A 20,701-nucleotide genomic window follows, 5' to 3' on the forward strand; every position below is an offset into this window, starting at 1 on the left:
GTGACGCAGGACCTGATCGCGCGGGCCCGGGCCTGGCTGGCCGAGGACCCCGACAGCGAGACGCGCGAGGAGCTCGCCAAGCTCATCGAGAGTTCGGCGGACGCCGAGCACGCCGCGGAACTGGCCGCGCGGTTCAGCGGCACGCTGCAGTTCGGCACCGCCGGGCTGCGCGGCGAGCTGGGCGCGGGCCCCATGCGGATGAACCGCTCGGTCGTCATCCGCGCCGCCGCCGGGCTCGCCGCGTACCTGAAGGCGAAGGGCCAGGGCGACGGCCTCGTCGTCATCGGCTACGACGCCCGCTACAAGTCCGCGGACTTCGCGCGGGACACGGCGGCCGTCATGGTCGGCGCCGGGCTCCGGGCGACGGTCCTGCCCCGCCCGCTGCCGACGCCCGTACTCGCCTACGCCATAAGGCACTTGGGCGCCGTGGCCGGCGTCGAGGTGACGGCCAGCCACAACCCGCCGCGGGACAACGGCTACAAGGTGTACCTCGGCGACGGCTCGCAGATCGTGCCGCCGGCCGACGCGGAGATCGCCGCCGAGATCGCCGCGGTCGCCTCGCTGCACGACGTGCCGCGCCCCGAGAGCGGCTGGGAGGTGCTCGGGGAAGAGGTCCTGGACGCCTATCTGGCGCGTACGGACGCGGTGTTGACCCCCGGCTCCCCGCGCACCGCGAACGTCGTCTACACGGCGATGCACGGCGTCGGCAAGGACGTGCTGCTCGCCGCGTTCGCGCGGGCGGGCTTCCCCGAGCCGGTGCTGGTGGCCGAACAGGCCGAGCCCGACCCGGCGTTCCCGACCGTGGCCTTCCCCAACCCGGAGGAGCCGGGCGCGATGGACCTGGCGTTCGCCACGGCCCGCCGCGCGGACCCGGACATCGTCCTCGCCAACGACCCGGACGCCGACCGCTGCGCGGCCGCGGTCAAGGACCGGGACGGCGAGTGGCGGATGCTGCGCGGCGACGAGGTCGGCGCGCTGCTCGCCGCCCACCTGGTCGCCAAGGGCGTGACCGGCGTGTTCGCCGAGTCGATCGTGTCGTCCTCGCTGCTCGGCCGCATCGCCGAGGCCGCCGGGCTCGGGTACGAGGAGACGCTCACCGGGTTCAAGTGGATCGCCCGTGTGGACGGTCTGCGCTACGGCTACGAGGAGGCGCTCGGCTACTGCGTCGACCCCGAGGGCGTGCGCGACAAGGACGGCATCACGGCCGCCCTGGTCTTCGCCGAGCTCGCCTCCGTCCTGAAGGAGCAGGGCCGCACGGTCCTGGACCTGCTCGACGAACTGGCCCTGGCGCACGGCCTGCACGCCACCGACCAGCTGTCGGTCCGCGTCGAGGACCTGACGGTGATCTCGGACGCGATGGCGCGGCTGCGCGAGCAGCCGCCGACCTCGCTCGCCGGCCTCGCCGTCACCCGGGCCGAGGACCTCACCGAGGGCACCGAGTCCCTGCCGCCCACCGACGGCCTGCGCTACTACCTGGAGGGCGCGCGCGTGATCGTGCGGCCGAGCGGCACCGAGCCGAAGCTCAAGTGCTACCTGGAGGTCGTGGTCCCGGTGGGCTCGGCCGACGAGCTCGGCGCGGCCCGCGCCAGGGGCGCCGAGCTCCTGGCCGGCATCAAGAAGGACCTCGCGGCGGCCGCCGGAATCTGACCGGCGGCGCACGAGGAACCCGAGCGGCGAAGACCGGGGCGGTGGTCGGACGACCACCGCCCCGGTCCTGCTTTCGGGTGATTTCGTACGGCAGTTGACGCAGCGGTGCGGCGAGCGGGCGGGACTTGCGAGAAAGGGTGACCCGTACCTCTCGCCGCGCCCGAGCAAGGAGCTGTCGCCGTGCCACCGACCGCGCCGTCACCGGCGACCACCCCGGTCCGTCACCATCCCGTCCCCGCCGCCCGCCGCCACCCGGCCCCGCTCGGCGCCGCCGGCCGGCCGCCGGTGCGGGAGCGGGTGCGCACCGCGCTCGGACATGCCGGGCCCGCGCTGCTCGGCTATCTCGCGGTCCGCCTCTTCGGGGTGCTCGTCCTCGCGAAGTGGGCGCACGTGCGCCACCACGGCGTCTGGACGGCGCTCGCCACGTCCTGGGACTCCAACTGGTACCTCGGCATCGCCGACCACGGCTACGTCCGCACCCTGTACACGCAGCAGCTGAACAACCTGGCCTTCTTCCCGCTGTACCCGTACCTGGTGAAGGCCGTCGCCGCCGTCACGCCGGGCTCGCGGGCCAGTGTCGGACTGCTGCTCGCCATCGGGTTCTCGCTGGTCGCCGCGTGCGGGGTGTTCGCCGTCGGCGACCGCCTGCACGGCCGCCGCACCGGCACCTGGCTCACGGTCCTGTGGGCCGCGCTCCCGGTCGGCGTCGTGCAGTGGATGGGCTACACCGAGTCCCTGTTCACCGCGCTGACGGCCTGGGCGCTGTACTGCGTGCTCACCCGGCGCTGGGTGTGGGCGGGCTCGCTCGCCGCGCTCGCGGGCCTGACCCGACCCACCGGCATCGCGATCGCGGCCGCCGTCTCGCTGACCGCGCTCGTCACGCTCGTACGCGCCCGCGCGTACGAGCCGCGCCTGGTGCTCGGCGGGCTGCTCGCGCCGGTCGGCTGGTGCGGTTACGTGGCCTGGGTGGGGCTGCGGCTCGGCCGCTGGGACGGCTACTTCGCGGTGCAGAAGCTGTGGGACAACGAGTGGGACGGCGGCATCGGCACCCTGCGCGACATCCGCTCGATCCTGGTGTACGCGAACCGGCCGCCGCTGTTCCTGGTGCTCGTCACCCTGGTCCTGATCCTGTCCGGCGCGCTCTACCTGCTCTCGCTCGCCGACCGTCAGCCGCTGGTCCTGCTGGTCTTCTCGGGCGCCCTGCTGTTCGTGGTCCTCGGCAGCGGCGGCGTCTACTTCCCGCGGGCCCGCTTCCTGGTCCCCGCCTTCCCGCTGCTGCTCCCGGTCGCGGTGGGGCTCGCGCGGGCCCGCCGCACGGTCACGGTCCTGGCGCTCGGCGCCGCCGCCCTGTCCTCGGCGTGGCTCGGCGCGTACATGCTGCTGGTGTGGCCGGGCCCGCCGTGAGCGCGCTCAGCCGATGGCGAGCAGCACGACGAACAGGACCGCGCCGGCGATCGCGGGCGCGATGACCTCGTAGGCCCAGCGCACGCTCACCGCGCCCTGCGCGCTCTCGCGCGCGGCGCCCTGCTCGGCGAGCTCGCGCAGGTCCCGGATGGACTGGTCGGTGGGCGCCATGCGCGCCTTGGCGTCGGTGACGTCGGCCGTCACGGACACCCCGATCTGCCCGTCGACCGTCGCGTCCCGCACCTGGCGGCGGGCGGCCCGCTTGCGCTGGCGCAGCGAGACGGGGATGGCCCACAGCTGGTACTTGCCGCCCGACTGGTCGAAGACCTCGCTGGAGTACCCGGCCCGTACGTCCGCGACGGCCGCCCAGGGCAGCGTGATCGTGCGGAACGGGTTGCGCACCAGGAGCCGGTCGGCGCTCGCGAACACCGCGGGGCGGAAGCTGAAGGCGACGATCAGCGGCACCGCGCACAGCAGCACGGCGAGGGCCAGCCAGGGGGCGTTGCCGTGGCCCTGGAGCACGGCGTCGACGCCGAGCCAGCCGCCGATCACGAGCAGCAGCGCGCCGCCGGCGATACCGGGGGCGGAACGGTAGGTCCGGTCGGCGTAGGCCGGCTCGGCGGGCGGCGTGGGGCTCGTCATGGCCCGATTCTGCCTCACGCCCCTCGCGCCGGTTGTGCTCAGGCCACCAGATCCGCGTACAGGATGATGTTGTCGGGGCGGTGGCCGCCGGTCAGCTCGCCGCCGCAGGTGATGATCCGCAGCTCGGGACGGTCGGTGTTGCCGTACACCTTCTGGGTCGGGAAGGTCTTCTTGTCGACCTGTTCGAGCGCGCGGACCGTGAACTTCGCGGTCTTCCCGTCGGCGCGGACGACCGAGACGAGGTCGCCGACCCTGACCTTGGAGACGTTCTTCAGGACCGCGGGGCCCTTGACCGTGTCGAAGTGCCCGATGAGCACGGCGGGCCCGGTCTGGCCCGGGGTGACCCCCTTGTCGTACCAGCCGATCCGGTCGGCGTCGGCGACGGAGGGCACCTCGACGGTGCCGTCGTCGGCGAGCCCGAGGTCGAGGATGGGGCTCGCGTCGACCCCGGCCGAGGGGATCTCGACCCGCACCGGCTTGGAGGCGGGCAGCGCGGCCGGGGCCTTGGCGGCGGCGGGGGCGCTGGAGGCGGCCGAGACGGTCGGCGGCGGGGTGGGCTTGGCGGATGCGGAGCCGCAGCCCGCGGCCGAGACGCCGAGGGCGAGGACGAAGAGGGCGGCGGCGGCCGAACGGGCCGCACGGGTGCGGGACATGGGGTGCTCCGGAAGGGCCGTGAGGAGGGCGGGCCGCCGGGGTGGCGGCCCGCCCGGGGGTCAGATGCGGGCGGCGGCGCGGCGGCGCAGCGCCACGTATCCACCGGCCGCGACGACCGCGAGACCCGCGCCGCCCGCGATCAGCGCGGTCGTGTCGTCACCGGACTGCTTGATCTCGGCACCGGCCGCGACGGCGCCCTTGGGCACGACGGTGGTCTGACCGCCGTTCTGGGTGGGCGCGTTGGCGGGGGTGGCCGCGGCGGGGCTGGTGCCGGCGGTGCCGCTCGCGCAGCCGGCCGGGAGCTTCGGGAAGGCGGTGTAGGTGAACGGGGCGTCGCCGCCCTGGGTGCGCTGGCCGAGCTTGGGCGCGGCGGTGCCCGCGTTCTCGATGCGGATGCCCTGGTCGATTTCGCCCGGCGCGGCGTTGTCGACGGAGCCGAGCGTGGCGAAACCGCTGTCGCGCAGCACCGCCTTGACGCCCTGGGGGCTGCGGGTGAGCTTCACCGACATCCCGTCGTGGAAGACGCTGGGCACGACCTCGGTGACGGTGCAGCCGGAGCGCCCGCTGATGTACTCCGACTTCACCTTGCCGGTACGGGAGTTGAGGGTCACGTGCATGCCGTGCACGTACGCGTCTTCGTCGCGCTCCGCGCTCTCGGTCTCCATGACCTTGACGACCTTGCCGTTGGTGCGGAACTCGGCGCGGTAGTGGTTCGTCGCGAACCGGTGCACCGCGAGCGTCTCGCCGTCGACCAGCTTGTACGTGGCGTCACCCGGGTCGGTGCAGGTCTTGGGCAGCGCCGGGAAGTCCTGCGACTTCCAGGGGGTGTCGCCGCCCTGGCTGCGCTGGAAGAAGACGGCCTTGCCGCCGGTGCCGGCCGTGAGCTTGATGCCGGCGCTCAGGTCGGTGGGGTGTGCCCGGTCGACGCTGGCGACGACCGTGCCCTGGTCGTTGCGCAGTTCCGCCTTCGGGCCGTTCGCCAGGTCGTTGGTGAGCGTGACGAACAGGAACGGCTGGACCGAGGCGACGTCCTTGGTGACGTGGCAGGAGGCGTCGGCGGAGGTGGCCGAACCGGCCGGGGTGGCGGCGAAGGCGGCGGCCGGGGTGAGGAGGGCTCCGGCGAGGGCGGCGGTGGCGATGGCGGCGCGGAGCGGGGTGCGGGCGTAGGTCGACATGAACGACTCCGTGAAGCAGGGCGGCCGAGCGGCCGGAAGACGAGAAAGGAGGAGAGGTTGCATGCCGCCTCCTCTGCCGGGTGGGGCCGTTGAGGCTGGGCGGGGCTGCAAGAAGAAATCTATGGATCATGCGTGCGAGAACCGTCCGCTCCATGTCACGAGCGCGTGACAGAGCTCACCCCCGGCCACCTGCACCGCGAGGGCTGTACAGGCAGCTACGCGCGTAGATATGCTCATCTGGTGACCATGCCCACCAATGCACCCGCAGCTGCCTTCGCCGACGCGACCGCGTCCGACGGCGCGCTGCGCCGCTTCCTCCACGGGCTCCCCGGCATCGACCCGGTGGGCCTGGAAGCGCGCGCCGCGTCCCTCGGCACCCGCTCGATCAAGACCTCGGCCAAGGCGTACGCCATCGACCTGGCCATTTCGATGATCGACCTGACGACGCTGGAAGGCGCGGACACCCCGGGCAAGGTCCGGGCGCTCGCCGCCAAGGCCGTCCACCCCGATCCGACCGACCGCACCACCCCGCACACCGCCGCCGTCTGCGTCTATCCGGACATGGTGGCCACCGCCAAGGAGGTGCTGAAGGGCTCGGACGTCAAGGTCGCGTCCGTCGCCACCGCCTTCCCGGCGGGCCGCGCGGCACTGCCGGTCAAGCTCGCGGACGTACGGGACGCGGTCGAGGCCGGCGCCGACGAGATCGACATGGTGATCGACCGGGGCGCGTTCCTCGCCGGTCACTACCTGAAGGTCTACGAGGAGATCGCGGCCGTCCGCGCCGAGTGCGGCGACCGGGCCCGCCTCAAGGTCATCTTCGAGACCGGTGAGCTGTCGACGTACGACAACATCCGCCGCGCCAGCTGGCTCGGCATGATGGGCGGCGCCGACTTCATCAAGACCTCCACGGGCAAGGTGGCCGTGAACGCCACGCCGCCCAACACCCTGGTGCTGCTCGAAGCCGTACGCGACTTCCGCGCCCAGACCGGGATCCAGGTCGGCGTGAAGCCGGCCGGCGGCATCCGCTCCACCAAGGACGCAGTGAAGTTCCTGGTCCTGGTCAACGAGACGGTGGGCGAGGACTGGCTGGACAACAACTGGTTCCGCTTCGGCGCCTCCTCGCTGCTCAACGACTTGCTGATGCAGCGTCAGAAGCTGGCGACCGGCCGCTACTCCGGCCCCGACTACGTGACGGTGGACTGATCACCATGGCATCCCTGTTTGAGTACGCACCGGCCCCCGAGTCGCGCTCGGTCGTCGACATCGCGCCGTCCTACGGCCTGTTCATCGACGGCGAGTTCACCGAGGCCGCCGACGGCAAGGTCTTCAAGACCGTCTCGCCGTCCACCGAGGAGGTCCTGTCCGAGGTCGCCCGGGCGGGCGCCGAGGACGTGGACCGCGCCGTGAAGGCCGCGCGCCGGGCGTTCGAGAAGTGGTCGGCGCTGCCCGGCTCCGAGCGCGCGAAGTACCTGTTCCGCATCGCCCGGATCATCCAGGAGCGCAGCCGCGAGCTGGCCGTCCTGGAGACCCTGGACAACGGCAAGCCGATCAAGGAGACCCGCGACGCGGACCTCCCGCTGGTCGCCGCGCACTTCTTCTACTACGCGGGCTGGGCCGACAAGCTCGACCACGCCGGGTTCGGAGCCAACCCCCGCCCCCTCGGCGTGGCCGGCCAGGTCATCCCGTGGAACTTCCCGCTCCTCATGCTGGCCTGGAAGATCGCCCCGGCGCTCGCCACCGGCAACACGGTCGTCCTGAAGCCCGCCGAGACCACCCCGCTCTCGGCGCTGTTCTTCGCGGACATCTGCCGCCAGGCGGGCCTGCCCAAGGGCGTCGTCAACATCCTCACCGGGTACGGCGACGCGGGCGCGGCCCTGGTCGAGCACCCGGACGTCAACAAGGTCGCCTTCACCGGCTCGACCGCCGTCGGCAAGGCCATCGCCCGCTCGGTGGCGGGCACCGACAAGAAGGTCACCCTGGAGCTCGGCGGCAAGGGCGCCAACATCGTCTTCGACGACGCCCCCATCGACCAGGCCGTCGAGGGCATCGTCACCGGCATCTTCTTCAACCAGGGCCAGGTCTGCTGCGCGGGTTCGCGCCTGCTGGTCCAGGAGTCGATCCAGGACGAGCTGCTCGACTCGCTCAAGCGCCGCCTGTCCACGCTGCGCCTGGGCGACCCGCTGGACAAGAACACCGACATCGGCGCCATCAACTCGGCCGAACAGCTCGCCCGGATCACCGCGCTCACCGAGACCGGTGAGGCGGAGGGCGCCGAGCGCTGGTCCGCCCCGTGCGAACTGCCCTCGTCGGGTTACTGGTTCGCGCCGACGCTCTTCACCAACGTCACCCAGGCGCACACCATCGCCCGCGACGAGATCTTCGGCCCGGTCCTGTCGGTACTGAGCTTCCGCACCCCGGACGAGGCCGTCGCCAAGGCCAACAACAGCCAGTACGGCCTGTCCGCCGGCATCTGGACGGAGAAGGGCTCGCGCATCCTCGCGGTCGCGAACAAGCTCCGCGCCGGAGTCGTCTGGGCCAACACGTTCAACAAGTTCGACCCGACCTCGCCGTTCGGCGGCTACAAGGAGTCGGGCTTCGGCCGCGAGGGCGGCCGGCACGGTCTGGAGGGCTACCTCGATGTCTGATTCCCCGGCACGACTGAGTGTCTTCAAGACCTACAAGCTGTACGTGGGCGGGAAGTTCCCGCGTTCCGAGAGCGGCCGGGTGTACGAGGTGACCGACTCCAAGGACAAGTGGCTGGCCAACGCACCCCTGTCGTCCCGCAAGGACGCGCGGGACGCGGTGGTCGCGGCCCGCAAGGCGTTCGGCGGCTGGTCGGGCGCGACCGCGTACAACCGGGGCCAGATCCTCTACCGCGTCGCCGAGATGCTGGAGGGCCGCAAGGACCAGTTCGTCCGCGAGGTCGCCGAGGCCGAGGGGCTCTCGAAGTCCAAGGCCGCGGCGGTCGTGGACGCGGCCATCGACCGCTGGGTCTGGTACGCGGGCTGGACCGACAAGATCGGCCAGGTCGTGGGCGGGGCGAACCCGGTCGCGGGCCCCTTCTTCAACCTCTCCACCCCCGAGCCGACCGGCGTCGTGACGGTGCTCGCCCCGCAGGAGTCGTCCTTCCTGGGCCTGGTCTCGGTGATCGCCCCCGTCATCGCGACCGGCAACACCGTGGTCGTCGTCGCATCCGAGAAGGCGCCGCTCCCGGCGCTCTCGCTCGGCGAGGTGCTCGCCACCTCCGACCTGCCGGGCGGCGTGGTCAACGTGCTGTCCGGCAGGACGGCCGAGATCGCGGCCCCGCTCGCCGCGCACCAGGACGTCAACGCGATCGACCTGACCGGCGCCGGCGCCGACTTGGCGCGCGAGCTGGAGATCGCGGCGGCGGACAACCTCAAGCGTGTGGTGCGCGCCAAGCCCGTGGACTTCACCGCGGACCCGGGCACCGAGCGCCTCACCGCGTTCCTGGAGACCAAGACGGTCTGGCACCCCACGGGTTCCCTGGGCGCGTCCGGCTCCGCCTACTGAGCCGCGTGAAGGGCCCCGCCGTCGAGTCGACGGCGGGGCCCTTCGCATGCGCCCGTCAGCCCGGCAGCAGGCTGGTGACCGAGCCCGCCAGCGGAAGGTCCTTGAGGGCGCCGCCGCTGGTCAGCGGGGTCGTGGCCATCGCCGTCGACACCGGCTTGAAGTCCGCGACCTGGGTGCCCACGCCATTGGTCAGCGGGTCGACCCCGGTGTTGGCCAGCGGGTCCAGGCGCAGCCCCTTGGCGGGACCGATCGCGTGGCCGACCGCACCGGTCAGCCCGTCCGCGGCGGCCGCGAGGTCGGTGGCCGTCGCGCTCGGGCCCACTGCGGGCGCGGGGGCCACCGGCGCGGCCTGGGCGGCCGATCCCGCGCCGACCAGGGCCGCGCCGGCCGCCGTGACGGTGAGCCCGGCCCGCAGCAGCGCCCGGCGGCGCCGGGTCCTGGCGGGTTCGGGGGCCTCGTGCTGTCCCATGGGATCCCACTCACTCTCGTACGAAGGGCGCGTCATCACGCGATCACGAAGCGTAGTTGAGGTGTGATGCTGGATACCAACGGCCTCCCCGAGGGGTCCCACTCCCGGGTGCATGGCCCACACTGGTGTCCCGTGAGTTCATCTGCCATTCCGACGCGCGTCGTCCTGCTCTCGGGGCCCTCCGGCTCCGGCAAGTCGTCCCTCGCCGCCCGCACGGACCTGCCCGTGCTGCGCCTCGACGACTTCTACAAAGAAGGTGACGACCCGACCCTGCCGCTGGTGGCGGGCAGTTCGGACATCGACTGGGACTCCCCGCTGTCCTGGGACGCGGACGCCGCGATCAGGGCCATCACCGACCTGTGCCGCACGGGGCGCACCGCGGTGCCGGTCTACTCGATCGCGACGAGTTCGATCACCGGCACCACCGCGCTCGGCATCGACCGCACCCCGCTGTTCATCGCGGAGGGCATCTTCGCCGCCGACATCGTGGCCCGCTGCCAGGAGCTCGGGGTGCTGGCCGACGCGATCTGCCTGCGGGGCCGGCCCTCCACCACCTTCCGCCGCAGGCTGCTGCGCGACCTGAAGGAGGGCCGCAAGTCGGTGGCGTTCCTGCTGCGGCGCGGCTGGCGGCTGATGCGCGCCGAGCGGGCGATCGTCGCCCGCCAGACCGCGCTCGGCGCGCACCCCTGCGGCAAGGAGGAGGCGCTGGGCCGGATCGCGGGCGCGGCGGCCGGACGCTGCCGCACGGCCGCCGCGGCCTGAGCGGGCGCACACAATGAAGCGGCGGGGCCGATGGCCCCGCCGCTTCCCCCGTTCCCCCGTGGGCGGTCCCCGTGTCCCCCCGTGGACCTCCCGTGCCCCTCCCCCAGACCTTCAGGCCACCAACTCGCCGAAGGACTCCTCCTCGTCACGCCCGAAGCTGAGGACCTCGTCCTCGCGCAGCCGGCGCAGCGAGCGCCAGATGCTGGACTTCACCGTGCCGACACTGATGTCCAGGATCTCCGCGATCTCCGGGTCGGTACGACCCTCGTAGTAGCGCAGCACCAGCATCGTGCGCTGCGTCTCGGGCAGACGGGCCAGCGCCTGCCAGAGCACCGCGCGCAGTTCGGTGCCGCGCATCGCGTCCGTGTCGCCGACCGTCTCCGGCAGCTCCTCGGTCGGGTACTCGTTGAGCTTGCGCCGCCGCCAGGCGCTGATGTGCAGGTTGGTCATGGTCCGGCGCAGGTAGCCGCCGACCGCCGCCTTGTCGCTGATGCGGTCCCAGGCCCGGTAGGTGGAGAACAGCGCGCTCTGGAGCAGGTCCTCCGCCTCGTAGCGGTCGCCGGTCAGGTGGTAGGCGGTCGCGTACAGGGAGGCGCGGCGCTCCTGGACGTAGGCGGTGAACTCCGCCTCCGACAGGCTCTGCCGCTCCCCCGAGACCTCCCGGTACGCCGCCTCCCCGCCGCCCTGCGGCCTGTTCCCCGCGGCCGGAACCGCGGAGGCGTCCATCACCGTCATGTAGGGCGGAAGCCCCTGCTGCGCAGATGACGTGTGCTGGCGCCCGGTGCCGCGAGCGCACCCCCGCCCGCTCACAGCGGCACCGGACTTCTCGGTGCTCCGTACGACGTCGTGGAGACGCGTCACAACTGCGCCGGAGTTGGTGCTGTGCAGTGCGTTCATCTCGCGCCCCCCGTCGGTGGAGTCTGTTTTTCGTGCCGTGCTGGGTTACGAGGAAGAGCTTGCCCGGGCGACTTCATCGAGCTGTCCGCCGAGTGTCACAGGCCTGTCACAGCGGCCGCGTCGCACGTGGTCGCGGGCCGGGGGCCGGACGGGGGTCGTGCTCCTGTCCCCCATGGGCCAGAATGACCTCTGTGCCTTTCCTGTTGCTGATCGAGGACGACGACGCCATCCGCACGGCCCTCGAACTCTCCCTGTCCCGCCAGGGCCACCGTGTGGCCACCGCGGCGACGGGCGAGGATGGTCTGAAACTGCTGCGCGAGCAGCGGCCGGACCTGATCGTGCTGGACGTGATGCTGCCCGGGATCGACGGTTTCGAGGTGTGCCGCCGGATCCGGCGCACCGACCAGCTGCCGATCATCCTGCTGACCGCGCGCAACGACGACATCGACGTGGTGGTGGGCCTCGAGTCCGGCGCCGACGACTATGTGGTCAAGCCGGTCCAGGGGCGGGTCCTGGACGCCCGGATCCGGGCGGTGCTGCGGCGGGGGGAGCGCGAGGCCACCGACTCGGCGGCGTTCGGCAACGTGGTGATCGACCGGGCCGCGATGACCGTCACCAAGAACGGCGAGGACCTCCAACTCACGCCCACCGAGCTACGGTTGCTGCTCGAACTGAGCCGCCGCCCCGGCCAGGCGCTCTCCCGCCAGCAGCTGCTCCGGCTGGTGTGGGAGCACGACTACCTGGGCGACTCCCGGCTCGTCGACGCCTGTGTGCAGCGGCTGCGCGCCAAGGTCGAGGACGTGCCGTCCTCGCCGACGCTGATCCGTACGGTCCGTGGCGTGGGCTACCGCCTGGACACCCCCTCGTGAACCTGTCGCACCACCTCCGCACCTCCGATAAGCAGGACATGTGAAGCGAGCGATACTCGCCGGTCTGCGCTGGACCAGTCTGCGGCTGCGTCTCGTTGTCGTGTTCGCGCTCGTCGCGCTCACCGCGGCCGTCTCCGCGTCCGGCATCGCGTACTGGCTCAACCGTGAGGCCGTTCTCGTCCGCACCCAGGACTCGGCGCTCAACGACTTCCGTCAGGGCATGCAGAACCGGGCCGCCTCGCTGCCGTTGCAGCCCACCGAGCGCGATCTGCAGGTGGCCGCCAAGCAGATGGCGGACAGCAGCAACTCCCGTTACAACGTGCTGCTGGTGGCCGAGCGCGCCCCGGGCAAGCCGATCGTAGGAGCGTCGAACGTCGACGGCTTCACGCTCGACGACGTGCCCACCTCCCTCCAGGAGGCGGTCACCAAGAAGCAGAAGGTCACCCAGAACAACGCCTACCCGTACCACCTGTTCTGGCAGCGGATCACCTTGCACGGCCATCCGTACCTGGTCGGCGGGACGAAGATCATCGGCGCCGGGCCGACCGGCTACATGCTGGCCCCGCTCGACCAGGAGCGGCGCGACCTCAACTCGCTCGCCTGGTCGCTCGGCATCGCCACCTTCCTCGCGCTGCTCGCCTCGGCGCTGCTCGCGCAGGCGGCCGCCACCACCGTGCTGCGGCCGGTGCAGCGGCTCGGGGACGCGGCGCGCCGGCTCGGCGAGGGCAAGCTCGACACCCGGCTGCGGGTCTCCGGCACGGACGAACTCGCCGATCTGTCACGGACGTTCAACCGCACGGCCGAGGCCCTGGAGAAGAAGGTCACCGACATGAGCGCGCGCGAGGAGGCGAGCCGCCGCTTCGTCGCCGACATGTCGCACGAGCTGCGTACGCCGCTGACCGCGCTCACCGCGGTCGCCGAGGTCCTCGACGAGGAGGAGGACAGCCTCGACCCGATGATCGCGCCCGCGGTGCGCCTGGTGGTCTCCGAGACCCGGCGCCTGAACGTCCTGGTCGAGAACCTGATGGAGGTCACCCGCTTCGACGCGGGCACCGCCCGCCTGGTCCTGGACGACGTGGACATCGCCGACCAGATCACCGCGTGCATCGACACCCGGGCCTGGCTGGACGCCGTCGAACTGGACGCCGAGCGCGGCATCATGGCCCGCCTCGACCCGCGCCGTCTGGACGTGGTGCTCGCCAACCTCATCGGCAACGCCCTCAAGCACGGCGGCTCCCCGGTGCGGGTCTCGGTCCGCGTCGAGGGCGACGAGCTGGTCATCGCGGTGCGCGACCACGGGCCCGGCATCCCCGAGGACGTACTGCCGCACGTCTTCGACCGCTTCTACAAGGCCAGCGCCTCGCGGCCGCGCTCCGAGGGCAGCGGTCTGGGCCTGTCCATCGCGATGGAGAACGCGCACATCCACGGCGGCGACATCTCCGCGTCCAACTCCCCCGAGGGCGGCGCGGTGTTCGTGCTGCGGCTTCCGCTGGACGCCACCCCGCCCGCCACCACCGAGACGCCGGAAGGAGGCGCGGCGCAGTGAGAGGACGACTTCGCCGGGCAGCCATCGCGCTGGCCGGGCTGCTCGCGCTGGGCGCGGCCGCCACCGGCTGCGGAATCCGGCCCACCTCGGTCCCGGTCGACGCGGGCCCGGCCCCTTCCCGAGTGCCGTGCGAGGTGCCGGACAACGCGGTCACCCCGCAGTTCGAGGGCGTCACCGCCCAGGTCTACCTGGTGTGCGGGGCGCAGCTCGTCACGGCCCGGCGCTCGGTGCGCGTCCCGGAGAGCACGGGCGCCGCGGACCGGCTCCGCTTCGCGCAGGCGCTGCTCGACGAGCTCATCGCGCAGCCGTCGGGCGACGAGAAGGACGCCGGGTTCACCACCGAGGTGAAGGGCCCGCTCACCGTCACGGCGGCGCACAAGAACGATCCGGCGGGCGCGCTGCGGCTGAGCCGCAATCCGGCGGACCTCTCCGCGCTCGCGCTGTCGCAGGTGGTCTGCACGTACGCGGAGAACACCCCCACGGCGCCCGGCAGCCAGCAGGTGGTGCTCGGCGGGCCCGGCGAGGACCCGGCGCGCGGCTACACCTGCACGTCGGAGATGAAGTCCCGGCCGGACAGCGCGGCGACCCTGGGTGACATCCCCCGGCCCACCCGCACCTAACGGAACGGCCCGGCCAAATCACCCGGCCGCGGCGGAACCGTTCCCGCCGCGGGCGGCGTCTTGGGGGGCGTGCAGCAGCTTCATGGTCAAGGCGGCAGCGCCGTCATCCGGTTCCGCGTGGTGGGGTTCGTCCTCCTCCTCGCGCATCTGCTGCTCGTGGCGTGGACCTCGCTGCGGCCACGGAACGTGATGTGGGTGACGGCCACCAATCTGACGCCGTTCGCCGGCATCAAGGCCGACCTCGCGCTCGGCCCGCTGGAGGCCGCGCACCAGATCGGCGAGGGCCTGCTGCTGCTCGCCCCGCTCGGCGTGCTGCTGCCCATGGTGGGCGGCCGGCTCCAGGTCTCCCCGCTCGCCTCGCTGGTACGCACCGTCCTGGCCGGCGCGCTGATCTCGCTCGGCATCGCGCTGTTGCAGACGGCGGTGCCCGGCCAGGTCCCCGACGTGGACTCGCTGCTCCTGAACACGACCGGCGTCGCGCTCGCGCACCTCGCGGTGGTGCCGGCCGGCCGCAGGGGGCTGCGCCGCAGGAACCAGCGGGAAAGGCCCGCCCCCGTCCTTCGGGATGACACCCCTCAGGGGCGCACCCCGAGGATTCCCAGGGTCGGGATCGCCCCGTAGCCCGACGGCCGGGCGGCGCCGGGGCGGGACCATGGAGACATCACGAGGGAGCCCACCACGAGCGGCTCTCCCACTCCAGCTCCGAAGGAGCCTTCCATGAGCGCCCCTCTTCTCCGCCCCACCGAAGGCCGCCGGATCGGCGGGGTGTGCGCCGCGCTCGCACGGCGCTTCGGCACCTCCGCCACCACGATGCGCGTGATCTTCGTGCTCTCGTGCCTGCTGCCGGGGCCGCAGTTCCTGCTCTACCTCGCCCTGTGGGCGCTGATCCCCGCCGAGAAGGCGCCGCGCACCGCCTGGTAGTCAGCCCCCGAGGGTCCCGGCCAGCTTGTCGAGCTGCCGGTCGGTGATCTCGTGCGGGACGGTCACCGTCGAGGGCGGCCGTCCGGACAGGTCGATCGCCATGAACCGCACGACGGTCGTGCCCTGGCGCACCACGACGATGTGCACCGGGGCCGGAGCCCCCTGGGCGAGCGCGGACGCCGTCCAGCTGACGGACTCGTCGCCCTTCACCGCGTACGGCGCCTCGCGCACCTCGCGGTACACAGCTCTGCGGCCGTCCAGCAGGGTGGCGAATCCGGCGTGGCAGCGGGCGAGCGCCGTGCGCAGCCCGGCCATGAGGCGGTGGGCGTCCGGCGCGGCGTAGGCGGACAGCGAGGCCGACACCGCGAGGCCCGGCGTGCGCTGCGAGCCGAGGCCCCGGCTCACCGTGGCGCGGGCCCGGTCGTCGGGGCGCTCCCCCATCACCTCGGCCAGCGGCGCGCACGCGGCGCGGTCGGCTCTCGGGGTGCCCTGGGTGTCACCGGGCGAGGCGTCGCCGGAGATCCGGTAGCCGGGCACGTCGCCCGCTTCGAGGGCCGCCCGTCGCAGCGCGGCCGGTGTGCCGCCCGGGCCGCTCACGGATTCGACCGGGCCGTCCGGCGGCCCGGTGCAGGCCGCGGCGGCGAGCAACGCGGTCACGGTGAGCCCCGTCGCGAGGACGGACGCCTTCGGGCGCATGATCAGGACCCTACTCACACACCGCCGGGGCGCACACCCGGCTCACGGGTGTGCGCCCCGGCGGCGCGTGGTGCTGGGGTCAGCCGGCGAGGCCGCCCGGCAGTCCGCCACCGGCGAGGTTGCTCGCCACCGGGCCGGTCGGCAGGCCGCCGAGCAGACCCGAGACCGGGTCGGAGCTCGTGCTCTTCTGACCCGACTGCGGGGCGGCGGCGGGCAGCGCCTTGGCGACGATGCCGAGCGGGGTCCCGGCGGTCACGGTCGACAGCGCTCCCATCGGGAGCGCGGGGGCGGCGGACGCCGTCCCGGCGGCAGCGGCGGCGAAGGCGGCACCGAGGGCAACTACACCGAGCGTCTTGGCAGACTGCTTCATCAGAAATGTGTCCTTGGGGTGGGAAAGGTGAGCGGCTCGCCAAGCTAGTCAGACGACCGCCCCGGCCGCAAACATGGGAAAACCGCCGGGAGTTCACACTCCCGGCGGTTTTCCTATACCTAAGATCAGCCGCCCGCGACCGCAGAACCGCTGGTCGTGGCGGTCTGCTGGAACAGCCATTCGGACTTCAGCTCGGCATAACCGGGCTTGATCACGTCATTGATCATGGCCAGTCGTTCATCGAAAGGAATGAATGCTGATTTCATCGCATTGACCGTGAACCACTGCATGTCGTCGAGGGTGTAGCCGAAGGCATTCGTCAGGTGCTCGAATTCCTGGCTCATGCTGGTGCCCGACATCAGCCGGTTGTCCGTGTTGACGGTGGCCCGGAAGTGCAGCTTGCGCAGCAGCCCGATGGGGTGCTCGGCGTACGAGGTCGCCGCCCCGGTCTGGAGGTTGGAGGTCGGGCACATCTCCAGCGGGATCCGCTTGTCGCGCACGTACGAGGCGAGCCGGCCCAGCTTCACCGCGCCGTCCTCGGCGACCTCGATGTCGTCGATGATGCGCACCCCGTGGCCGAGCCGGTCGGCGCCGCACCACTGGAGCGCCTGCCAGATCGAGGGCAGTCCGAAGGCCTCGCCCGCGTGGATGGTGAAGTGGTTGTTCTCGCGCTTGAGGTACTCGAAGGCGTCCAGGTGCCGGGTGGGCGGGAAGCCCGCCTCTGCGCCGGCGATGTCGAAGCCGACGACGCCCGAGTCCCGGTAGGCGTTGGCGAGTTCGGCGATCTCCAGGGCGCGCGCGGCGTGCCGCATCGCGGTGAGCAGCGCGCCGACGCGGATGCGGTGGCCGTTGGCGCGGGCCCTGCGCTCGCCTTCGCGGAAGCCCTCGTTGACGGCCTCGACGACCTCTTCGAGGGTGAGCCCCCGCTCCAGGTGCTGCTCGGGCGCGTAGCGCACCTCGGCGTAGACGACGCCGTCCTCGGCGAGGTCCTGGGCGCACTCGGCGGCGACACGGAACAGCGCGTCCCGGGTCTGCATGACGGCGCAGGTGTGCGCGAAGGTCTCCAAGTACCGTTCCAGGGAGCCCGAGTCGGCGGCCCCGCGGAACCAGATGCCGAGCTTGTCGGCCTCGGTCTCGGGCAGGTCCTGGTAGCCCGTCTCGCGGGCGATGTCGATGATGGTCCCGGGACGCAGACCCCCGTCGAGGTGGTCGTGGAGCAGCACCTTCGGGGCACGGCTGATCTGATCCGGGGTGGGTACGGATGCGGTCTGGCTCGTCATTTGCGCACTCTAGCCCCTACGCGCGTAGATCGCCCGGCGTACGAACACCGTCGATACGTAACAGTGACCGCGCGGACGGGTGGCGTACACCTCGGCTTCTGAGACTGTTCTGCCATGGCACAGCAAGCGATTCCCCTGCCTGCTGCCCGGCTCGGACGGGCCGTCGGTGCGACCGGCGCCGGCGCGACGGTCGGCGGTGTGGTCCTGGTGCTCCCGGACGGCGACCCCGTCTCGGCACGTCGGCCCTCCCCCCTCGCCTACGCGGCCGCGCTGCCGCTGGCCCGCAGGCTGGCCAGGGACGGCCGCGCGGAGGGCCTGGTGACGCACGCCGTGCACTACCGCGGCCAGGGCTGGAACGGCGGCGACGCACGGCTCGCCACGGACGCCGAATGGGCCGCCGACGAGGTCGTACGCCGCTACGGAGACGTGCCGGTGTGCCTGGCCGGACACGGCATGGGAGGCCGGGCGGCGCTGCGGGCGGCGGGCCACCCGGCGGTCAACTCGGTGCTCGCGCTGGCCCCTTGGCTCCCCGAGGACGACGTGGCGGCCGACCCGGAGCCGGTGAAGCAGCTGGTGGGCCGGCGCGTGATGATCGTGCACGGCACCAATGACGCGCGCAGCAACCCGGAGCTGTCCTACCGGCTGGCCGAGCGCGCCAAGAAGGCCAACCGGGACACCTGCCGCTTCGAGGTGCACTCCGACGGTCACGCGATGCGCCAGCACCGGCCCGAAGTCCACGCGCTGGCCGTGGACTTCGTCTTCGGCGCCCTGTTCTCGCGCCCGTACGCCCGCCCGGTCACCGACGCGTTCGCCGCGCCCCCGCCCCTCGGGCTGCGGATGCCGCTGGCCGCGGGCTTCGGCAAGTTCCTGCGTCCGTAGCCGGGTTACTGGGGAATGAGCTTTCCGCGCCGGGACAGCAGAAAGGCCTTGAAGGCTGCGACCGGCGGCGTGTCCGGGTGCCCGTCGAGCCAGGCGACCCCGATCTCGCGCACCGCGCGCGGCGCGGTGACGGTCAGCTCGACGACCCCGGGCCGGGCGACCGCGGGCGGCGGCAGCAGCGCCACCCCGAGCCCGGCCGCCACCAGACCGCGCAGCGTCTCGGCCTCCTCGCCCTCGAAGGCGATGCGCGGCGCGAACCCGGCCTGCGCGCACAGGTCGTCGGTGATGCGGCGCAGCCCGTAGCCGGGCTCCAGGGTCACGAACGTCTCGTCCGCGGCCTCCGCCAGCCGCACCCGCTTGCGGCTCGCGAGGCGGTGGTCGTCGGGCACCACCAGACGCAGCCGCTGTTCGTCCAGGCGCCGGGCCGCCAGGTCGGGGGCGTCCGGCACGGGCGAGGTCAGACACAGGTCGAGCTCCCCGGCCCGCAGCCGCTCGATCATCGCCTCGCCGTAGTTCTGTACGAGCGTGAAGCGGATGCGGGGATGGTCGACCCGGAAGGCGCGGATGAGGCCGGGCACGGTCTCGGAACCCATGGTGTGCAGGAAGCCGAAGGCGACCCGCCCCGCGGCCGGGTCGGCGTCCGCGCGCACCGACTCGGCGGCCCGGCCGACCTCCGCGAGCGCCCGCTCGGCGGAGCCGAGGAAGGCGCGGCCCGCGGCGGTGAGCGAGACGGTGCGGCCCTTGCGCGCGAACAGGGCGACACCCAGGTCCTCTTCGAGGCGGACCATGGCGCGCGAGAGGGTCGACTGGGGCACGCCGAGCTCGTGGGCGGCCCGGGTGACGTGCTCGTGGCGCGCCACCCCGGCGAAGTAGGCGAGGCGAGGGGCGAGGGCCATCGCCGCCTCTTCCATGGATTCTTCGTAACTGTTCGATGACACGCGCGCCTCTGACCTTCACTGATGCAGGAGTGGATCGATTGTCGCCCATCTGTGCATTGGACGCATGAATGCGGGCGGCCCTACGGTCGACCCATGCCTCCTGCCAGTACCGGGGCGTCCACCACCGTGGGCGCCTCCCCCGCGCCGTCCCCGCTCCAGCTCACCCCGGGCGCCCCCGGCTACCGCCGGATGAGCTTCGCGCTCTTCGCCGCCGGTGTCGCCACCTTCGCCCTCCTCTACTCCACCCAGGCCCTGCTGCCGCTGATCTCCGCCGACCTCGGAGCCACGGCGAGCGCGGCCAGTTGGACGGTGTCGGCGGCGACCGGCGCCCTCGCCCTGTTCGTGCTGCCGCTCAGCGCCCTGTCGGAGCGGTTCGGGCGGACCCGGATGATGACGGTGTCGCTGGCGGTCGCGGTGGCCGTGGGCCTGCTCGTCCCGTTCGCGCCCGGCGTGGGCTGGCTGGTGGCGCTGCGCGCCGTCCAGGGCGCGGCGATCGCGGGTCTGCCCGCCTCGGCGATGGCGTACCTGGCGGAGGAAGTGAAGCCGAAGGCGCTGGTCGCGGCGATCGGCCTGTTCGTCGCGGGCAACTCGATCGGCGGCATGAGCGGGCGCATCCTGACCGGCTGGGTCGCGCAGGCCTGGGGCTGGCGGGCCGCGCTGCTCGCGGTGGGCGCGCTCGCCGCGGTGTGCGCCGTGGTGTTCCGCCTGCTCCTGCCCAAGGCCCGCCATTTCACGCCGGGTTCGCTGAACCCGCGCGCCCTGGCCCGCACGGTGCGCGGCCACCTCGCGGACCCGCTCCTGGTCCGCCTGTACGCGATCGGCGCGCTGTTCATGACGGTGTTCGGCGCGGTCTACACGGTGATCGGCTACCGCCTCACCGCGGCGCCGTTCCACCTGCCGCAGGGCCTGATCGGCTCGATCTTCCTGGTCTACCTGGTCGGTACGGTCTCCTCCGCGGCGGCCGGCAAGCTGGTGGCCCGGGTGGGCCGCCGCGGCGCCCTGTACCTGGCGGTCTCGACGACCGCGGCGGGTCTGCTCCTGTCGCTGGCCGCCTCGCTCCCCGCGATCCTGGCGGGGCTCGTCCTCATCACGGCGGGCTTCTTCGCGGGCCACGCGGTCGCCTCGTCCTCGGTGAGCCACACCGCCAAGCAGGGCCGCGCCCAGGCGTCCGCGCTCTACCAGTCCGCCTACTACCTGGGCTCCAGCGCGGGCGGCACGCTCGGCGCGGTCGCCTTCCACGCGGCGGGCTGGCCGGCCACGGTGCTGCTCGGCGTCCTCGCCGTGCTCGGCGTCGTCTCGGTCACCCTGTACGGCTCGCACGCGGCCCGCGCCGAGCGCCGCACCCACTCGCTGCGGCTGGCGCACGCCCGCCACTGACCTGCGCCTTTGCCCGTAGCCGCG

22 protein-coding genes are annotated in these 20,701 nt (G+C 72.7%); 13 read left to right on the forward strand and 9 right to left on the reverse strand.

The window, feature by feature from the left end; all coding sequences use genetic code 11:
• On the forward strand, positions 1-1,647 hold the full coding sequence (locus tag AC07F3_RS22110; protein ID WP_479116173.1) for a phospho-sugar mutase: 1,647 nt from the start codon (positions 1-3) through the stop codon (positions 1,645-1,647).
• A gap of 180 nt (positions 1,648-1,827) precedes the next feature.
• Positions 1,828-3,051, forward strand: coding sequence for a hypothetical protein (locus AC07F3_RS22115; RefSeq protein ID WP_479116174.1), 1,224 nt, complete (start codon positions 1,828-1,830; stop codon positions 3,049-3,051).
• 6 nt (positions 3,052-3,057) lie between these two features.
• On the opposite strand, the gene AC07F3_RS22120 is transcribed toward AC07F3_RS22115, so the two are convergent.
• Genes AC07F3_RS22120 through AC07F3_RS22130 form a run of 3 tightly spaced genes read right to left on the reverse strand, consistent with a single transcriptional unit; the run spans position 3,058 to position 5,522 of the window.
• Positions 3,058-3,693 (reverse strand): PH domain-containing protein, encoded by a 636-nt coding sequence (locus AC07F3_RS22120; RefSeq protein ID WP_479116175.1) that lies wholly within the window; start codon positions 3,691-3,693, stop codon positions 3,058-3,060.
• 38 nt (positions 3,694-3,731) lie between these two features.
• Positions 3,732-4,346, reverse strand: a complete 615-nt coding sequence (locus tag AC07F3_RS22125) for a class F sortase (RefSeq protein WP_479116176.1) — start codon at positions 4,344-4,346, stop codon at positions 3,732-3,734.
• 60 nt (positions 4,347-4,406) lie between these two features.
• On the reverse strand, positions 4,407-5,522 hold the full coding sequence (locus tag AC07F3_RS22130; RefSeq protein WP_479116177.1) for a hypothetical protein: 1,116 nt from the start codon (positions 5,520-5,522) through the stop codon (positions 4,407-4,409).
• A 246-nt stretch (positions 5,523-5,768) separates the two neighbouring features.
• On the opposite strand from AC07F3_RS22130, the gene deoC reads away from it, so the two are divergent.
• Genes deoC through AC07F3_RS22145 form a run of 3 tightly spaced genes read left to right on the forward strand, consistent with a single transcriptional unit; the run spans position 5,769 to position 9,053 of the window.
• Positions 5,769-6,725, forward strand: coding sequence for a deoxyribose-phosphate aldolase (gene deoC / locus AC07F3_RS22135; protein WP_469835858.1), 957 nt, complete (start codon positions 5,769-5,771; stop codon positions 6,723-6,725).
• A 5-nt stretch (positions 6,726-6,730) separates the two neighbouring features.
• Positions 6,731-8,167 (forward strand): aldehyde dehydrogenase family protein, encoded by a 1,437-nt coding sequence (locus AC07F3_RS22140; protein ID WP_479116178.1) that lies wholly within the window; start codon positions 6,731-6,733, stop codon positions 8,165-8,167.
• Positions 8,160-9,053 carry an aldehyde dehydrogenase family protein gene (locus AC07F3_RS22145; RefSeq protein WP_479116179.1) on the forward strand — a complete coding sequence of 298 codons (894 nt, stop codon included), beginning with the start codon at positions 8,160-8,162 and terminating at the stop codon, positions 9,051-9,053. Before AC07F3_RS22140 ends, AC07F3_RS22145 begins: the two co-directional genes overlap by 8 nt.
• A gap of 55 nt (positions 9,054-9,108) precedes the next feature.
• On the opposite strand, the gene AC07F3_RS22150 is transcribed toward AC07F3_RS22145, so the two are convergent.
• Positions 9,109-9,522, reverse strand: coding sequence for a hypothetical protein (locus AC07F3_RS22150; protein ID WP_479116180.1), 414 nt, complete (start codon positions 9,520-9,522; stop codon positions 9,109-9,111).
• 66 nt (positions 9,523-9,588) lie between these two features.
• Between AC07F3_RS22150 and AC07F3_RS22155 the strand changes: the two genes are divergently transcribed.
• Entirely contained in the window at positions 9,589-10,284 is a 696-nt protein-coding gene (locus tag AC07F3_RS22155; RefSeq protein WP_479116181.1) for a uridine kinase, read from the forward strand.
• 111 nt (positions 10,285-10,395) lie between these two features.
• Here AC07F3_RS22155 and AC07F3_RS22160 read toward each other — a convergent pair whose 3' ends face one another.
• Complete coding sequence (locus AC07F3_RS22160) at positions 10,396-11,181, reverse strand: SigE family RNA polymerase sigma factor (RefSeq protein WP_479116182.1); 786 nt, start codon at positions 11,179-11,181, stop codon at positions 10,396-10,398.
• A gap of 191 nt (positions 11,182-11,372) precedes the next feature.
• On the opposite strand from AC07F3_RS22160, the gene afsQ1 reads away from it, so the two are divergent.
• From afsQ1 to AC07F3_RS22185, 5 genes are all read left to right on the forward strand, one after another.
• Positions 11,373-12,050, forward strand: coding sequence for a two-component system response regulator AfsQ1 (gene afsQ1 / locus AC07F3_RS22165; RefSeq protein ID WP_174248559.1), 678 nt, complete (start codon positions 11,373-11,375; stop codon positions 12,048-12,050).
• Positions 12,051-12,090: 40 nt separating this feature from the next.
• Complete coding sequence (locus AC07F3_RS22170) at positions 12,091-13,596, forward strand: sensor histidine kinase (RefSeq protein ID WP_479116183.1); 1,506 nt, start codon at positions 12,091-12,093, stop codon at positions 13,594-13,596.
• A complete protein-coding gene (locus AC07F3_RS22175; RefSeq protein ID WP_479116184.1) occupies positions 13,593-14,216 on the forward strand; it encodes a hypothetical protein in 624 nt (207 codons plus the stop codon). Before AC07F3_RS22170 ends, AC07F3_RS22175 begins: the two co-directional genes overlap by 4 nt.
• A gap of 69 nt (positions 14,217-14,285) precedes the next feature.
• Complete coding sequence (locus AC07F3_RS22180) at positions 14,286-14,837, forward strand: VanZ family protein (RefSeq protein ID WP_479116185.1); 552 nt, start codon at positions 14,286-14,288, stop codon at positions 14,835-14,837.
• A gap of 96 nt (positions 14,838-14,933) precedes the next feature.
• Positions 14,934-15,137, forward strand: a complete 204-nt coding sequence (locus AC07F3_RS22185) for a PspC domain-containing protein (protein ID WP_114037035.1) — start codon at positions 14,934-14,936, stop codon at positions 15,135-15,137.
• On the opposite strand, the gene AC07F3_RS22190 is transcribed toward AC07F3_RS22185, so the two are convergent.
• The 3 genes from AC07F3_RS22190 to AC07F3_RS22200 form a co-directional block, all read right to left on the reverse strand.
• On the reverse strand, positions 15,138-15,833 hold the full coding sequence (locus tag AC07F3_RS22190; RefSeq protein ID WP_479116186.1) for a hypothetical protein: 696 nt from the start codon (positions 15,831-15,833) through the stop codon (positions 15,138-15,140).
• Positions 15,834-15,912: 79 nt separating this feature from the next.
• Positions 15,913-16,203, reverse strand: a complete 291-nt coding sequence (locus AC07F3_RS22195; protein WP_479116187.1) for a hypothetical protein — start codon at positions 16,201-16,203, stop codon at positions 15,913-15,915.
• 125 nt (positions 16,204-16,328) lie between these two features.
• Positions 16,329-17,483 (reverse strand): adenosine deaminase, encoded by a 1,155-nt coding sequence (locus AC07F3_RS22200; protein WP_479116188.1) that lies wholly within the window; start codon positions 17,481-17,483, stop codon positions 16,329-16,331.
• Between the two features lie 114 nt (positions 17,484-17,597).
• Between AC07F3_RS22200 and AC07F3_RS22205 the strand changes: the two genes are divergently transcribed.
• Entirely contained in the window at positions 17,598-18,362 is a 765-nt protein-coding gene (locus tag AC07F3_RS22205; RefSeq protein ID WP_479116189.1) for an alpha/beta hydrolase, read from the forward strand.
• Between the two features lie 5 nt (positions 18,363-18,367).
• Here the strand turns inward: AC07F3_RS22205 and AC07F3_RS22210 are convergent, their stop codons facing one another.
• Positions 18,368-19,258, reverse strand: a complete 891-nt coding sequence (locus AC07F3_RS22210; protein ID WP_479116280.1) for a LysR family transcriptional regulator — start codon at positions 19,256-19,258, stop codon at positions 18,368-18,370.
• Positions 19,259-19,393: 135 nt separating this feature from the next.
• On the opposite strand from AC07F3_RS22210, the gene AC07F3_RS22215 reads away from it, so the two are divergent.
• Entirely contained in the window at positions 19,394-20,677 is a 1,284-nt protein-coding gene (locus AC07F3_RS22215; RefSeq protein ID WP_479116190.1) for an MFS transporter, read from the forward strand.
• Positions 20,678-20,701: the final 24 nt, after the last annotated feature.

It is taken from the genome of Streptomyces sp. NPDC045846 (assembly GCF_056431605.1).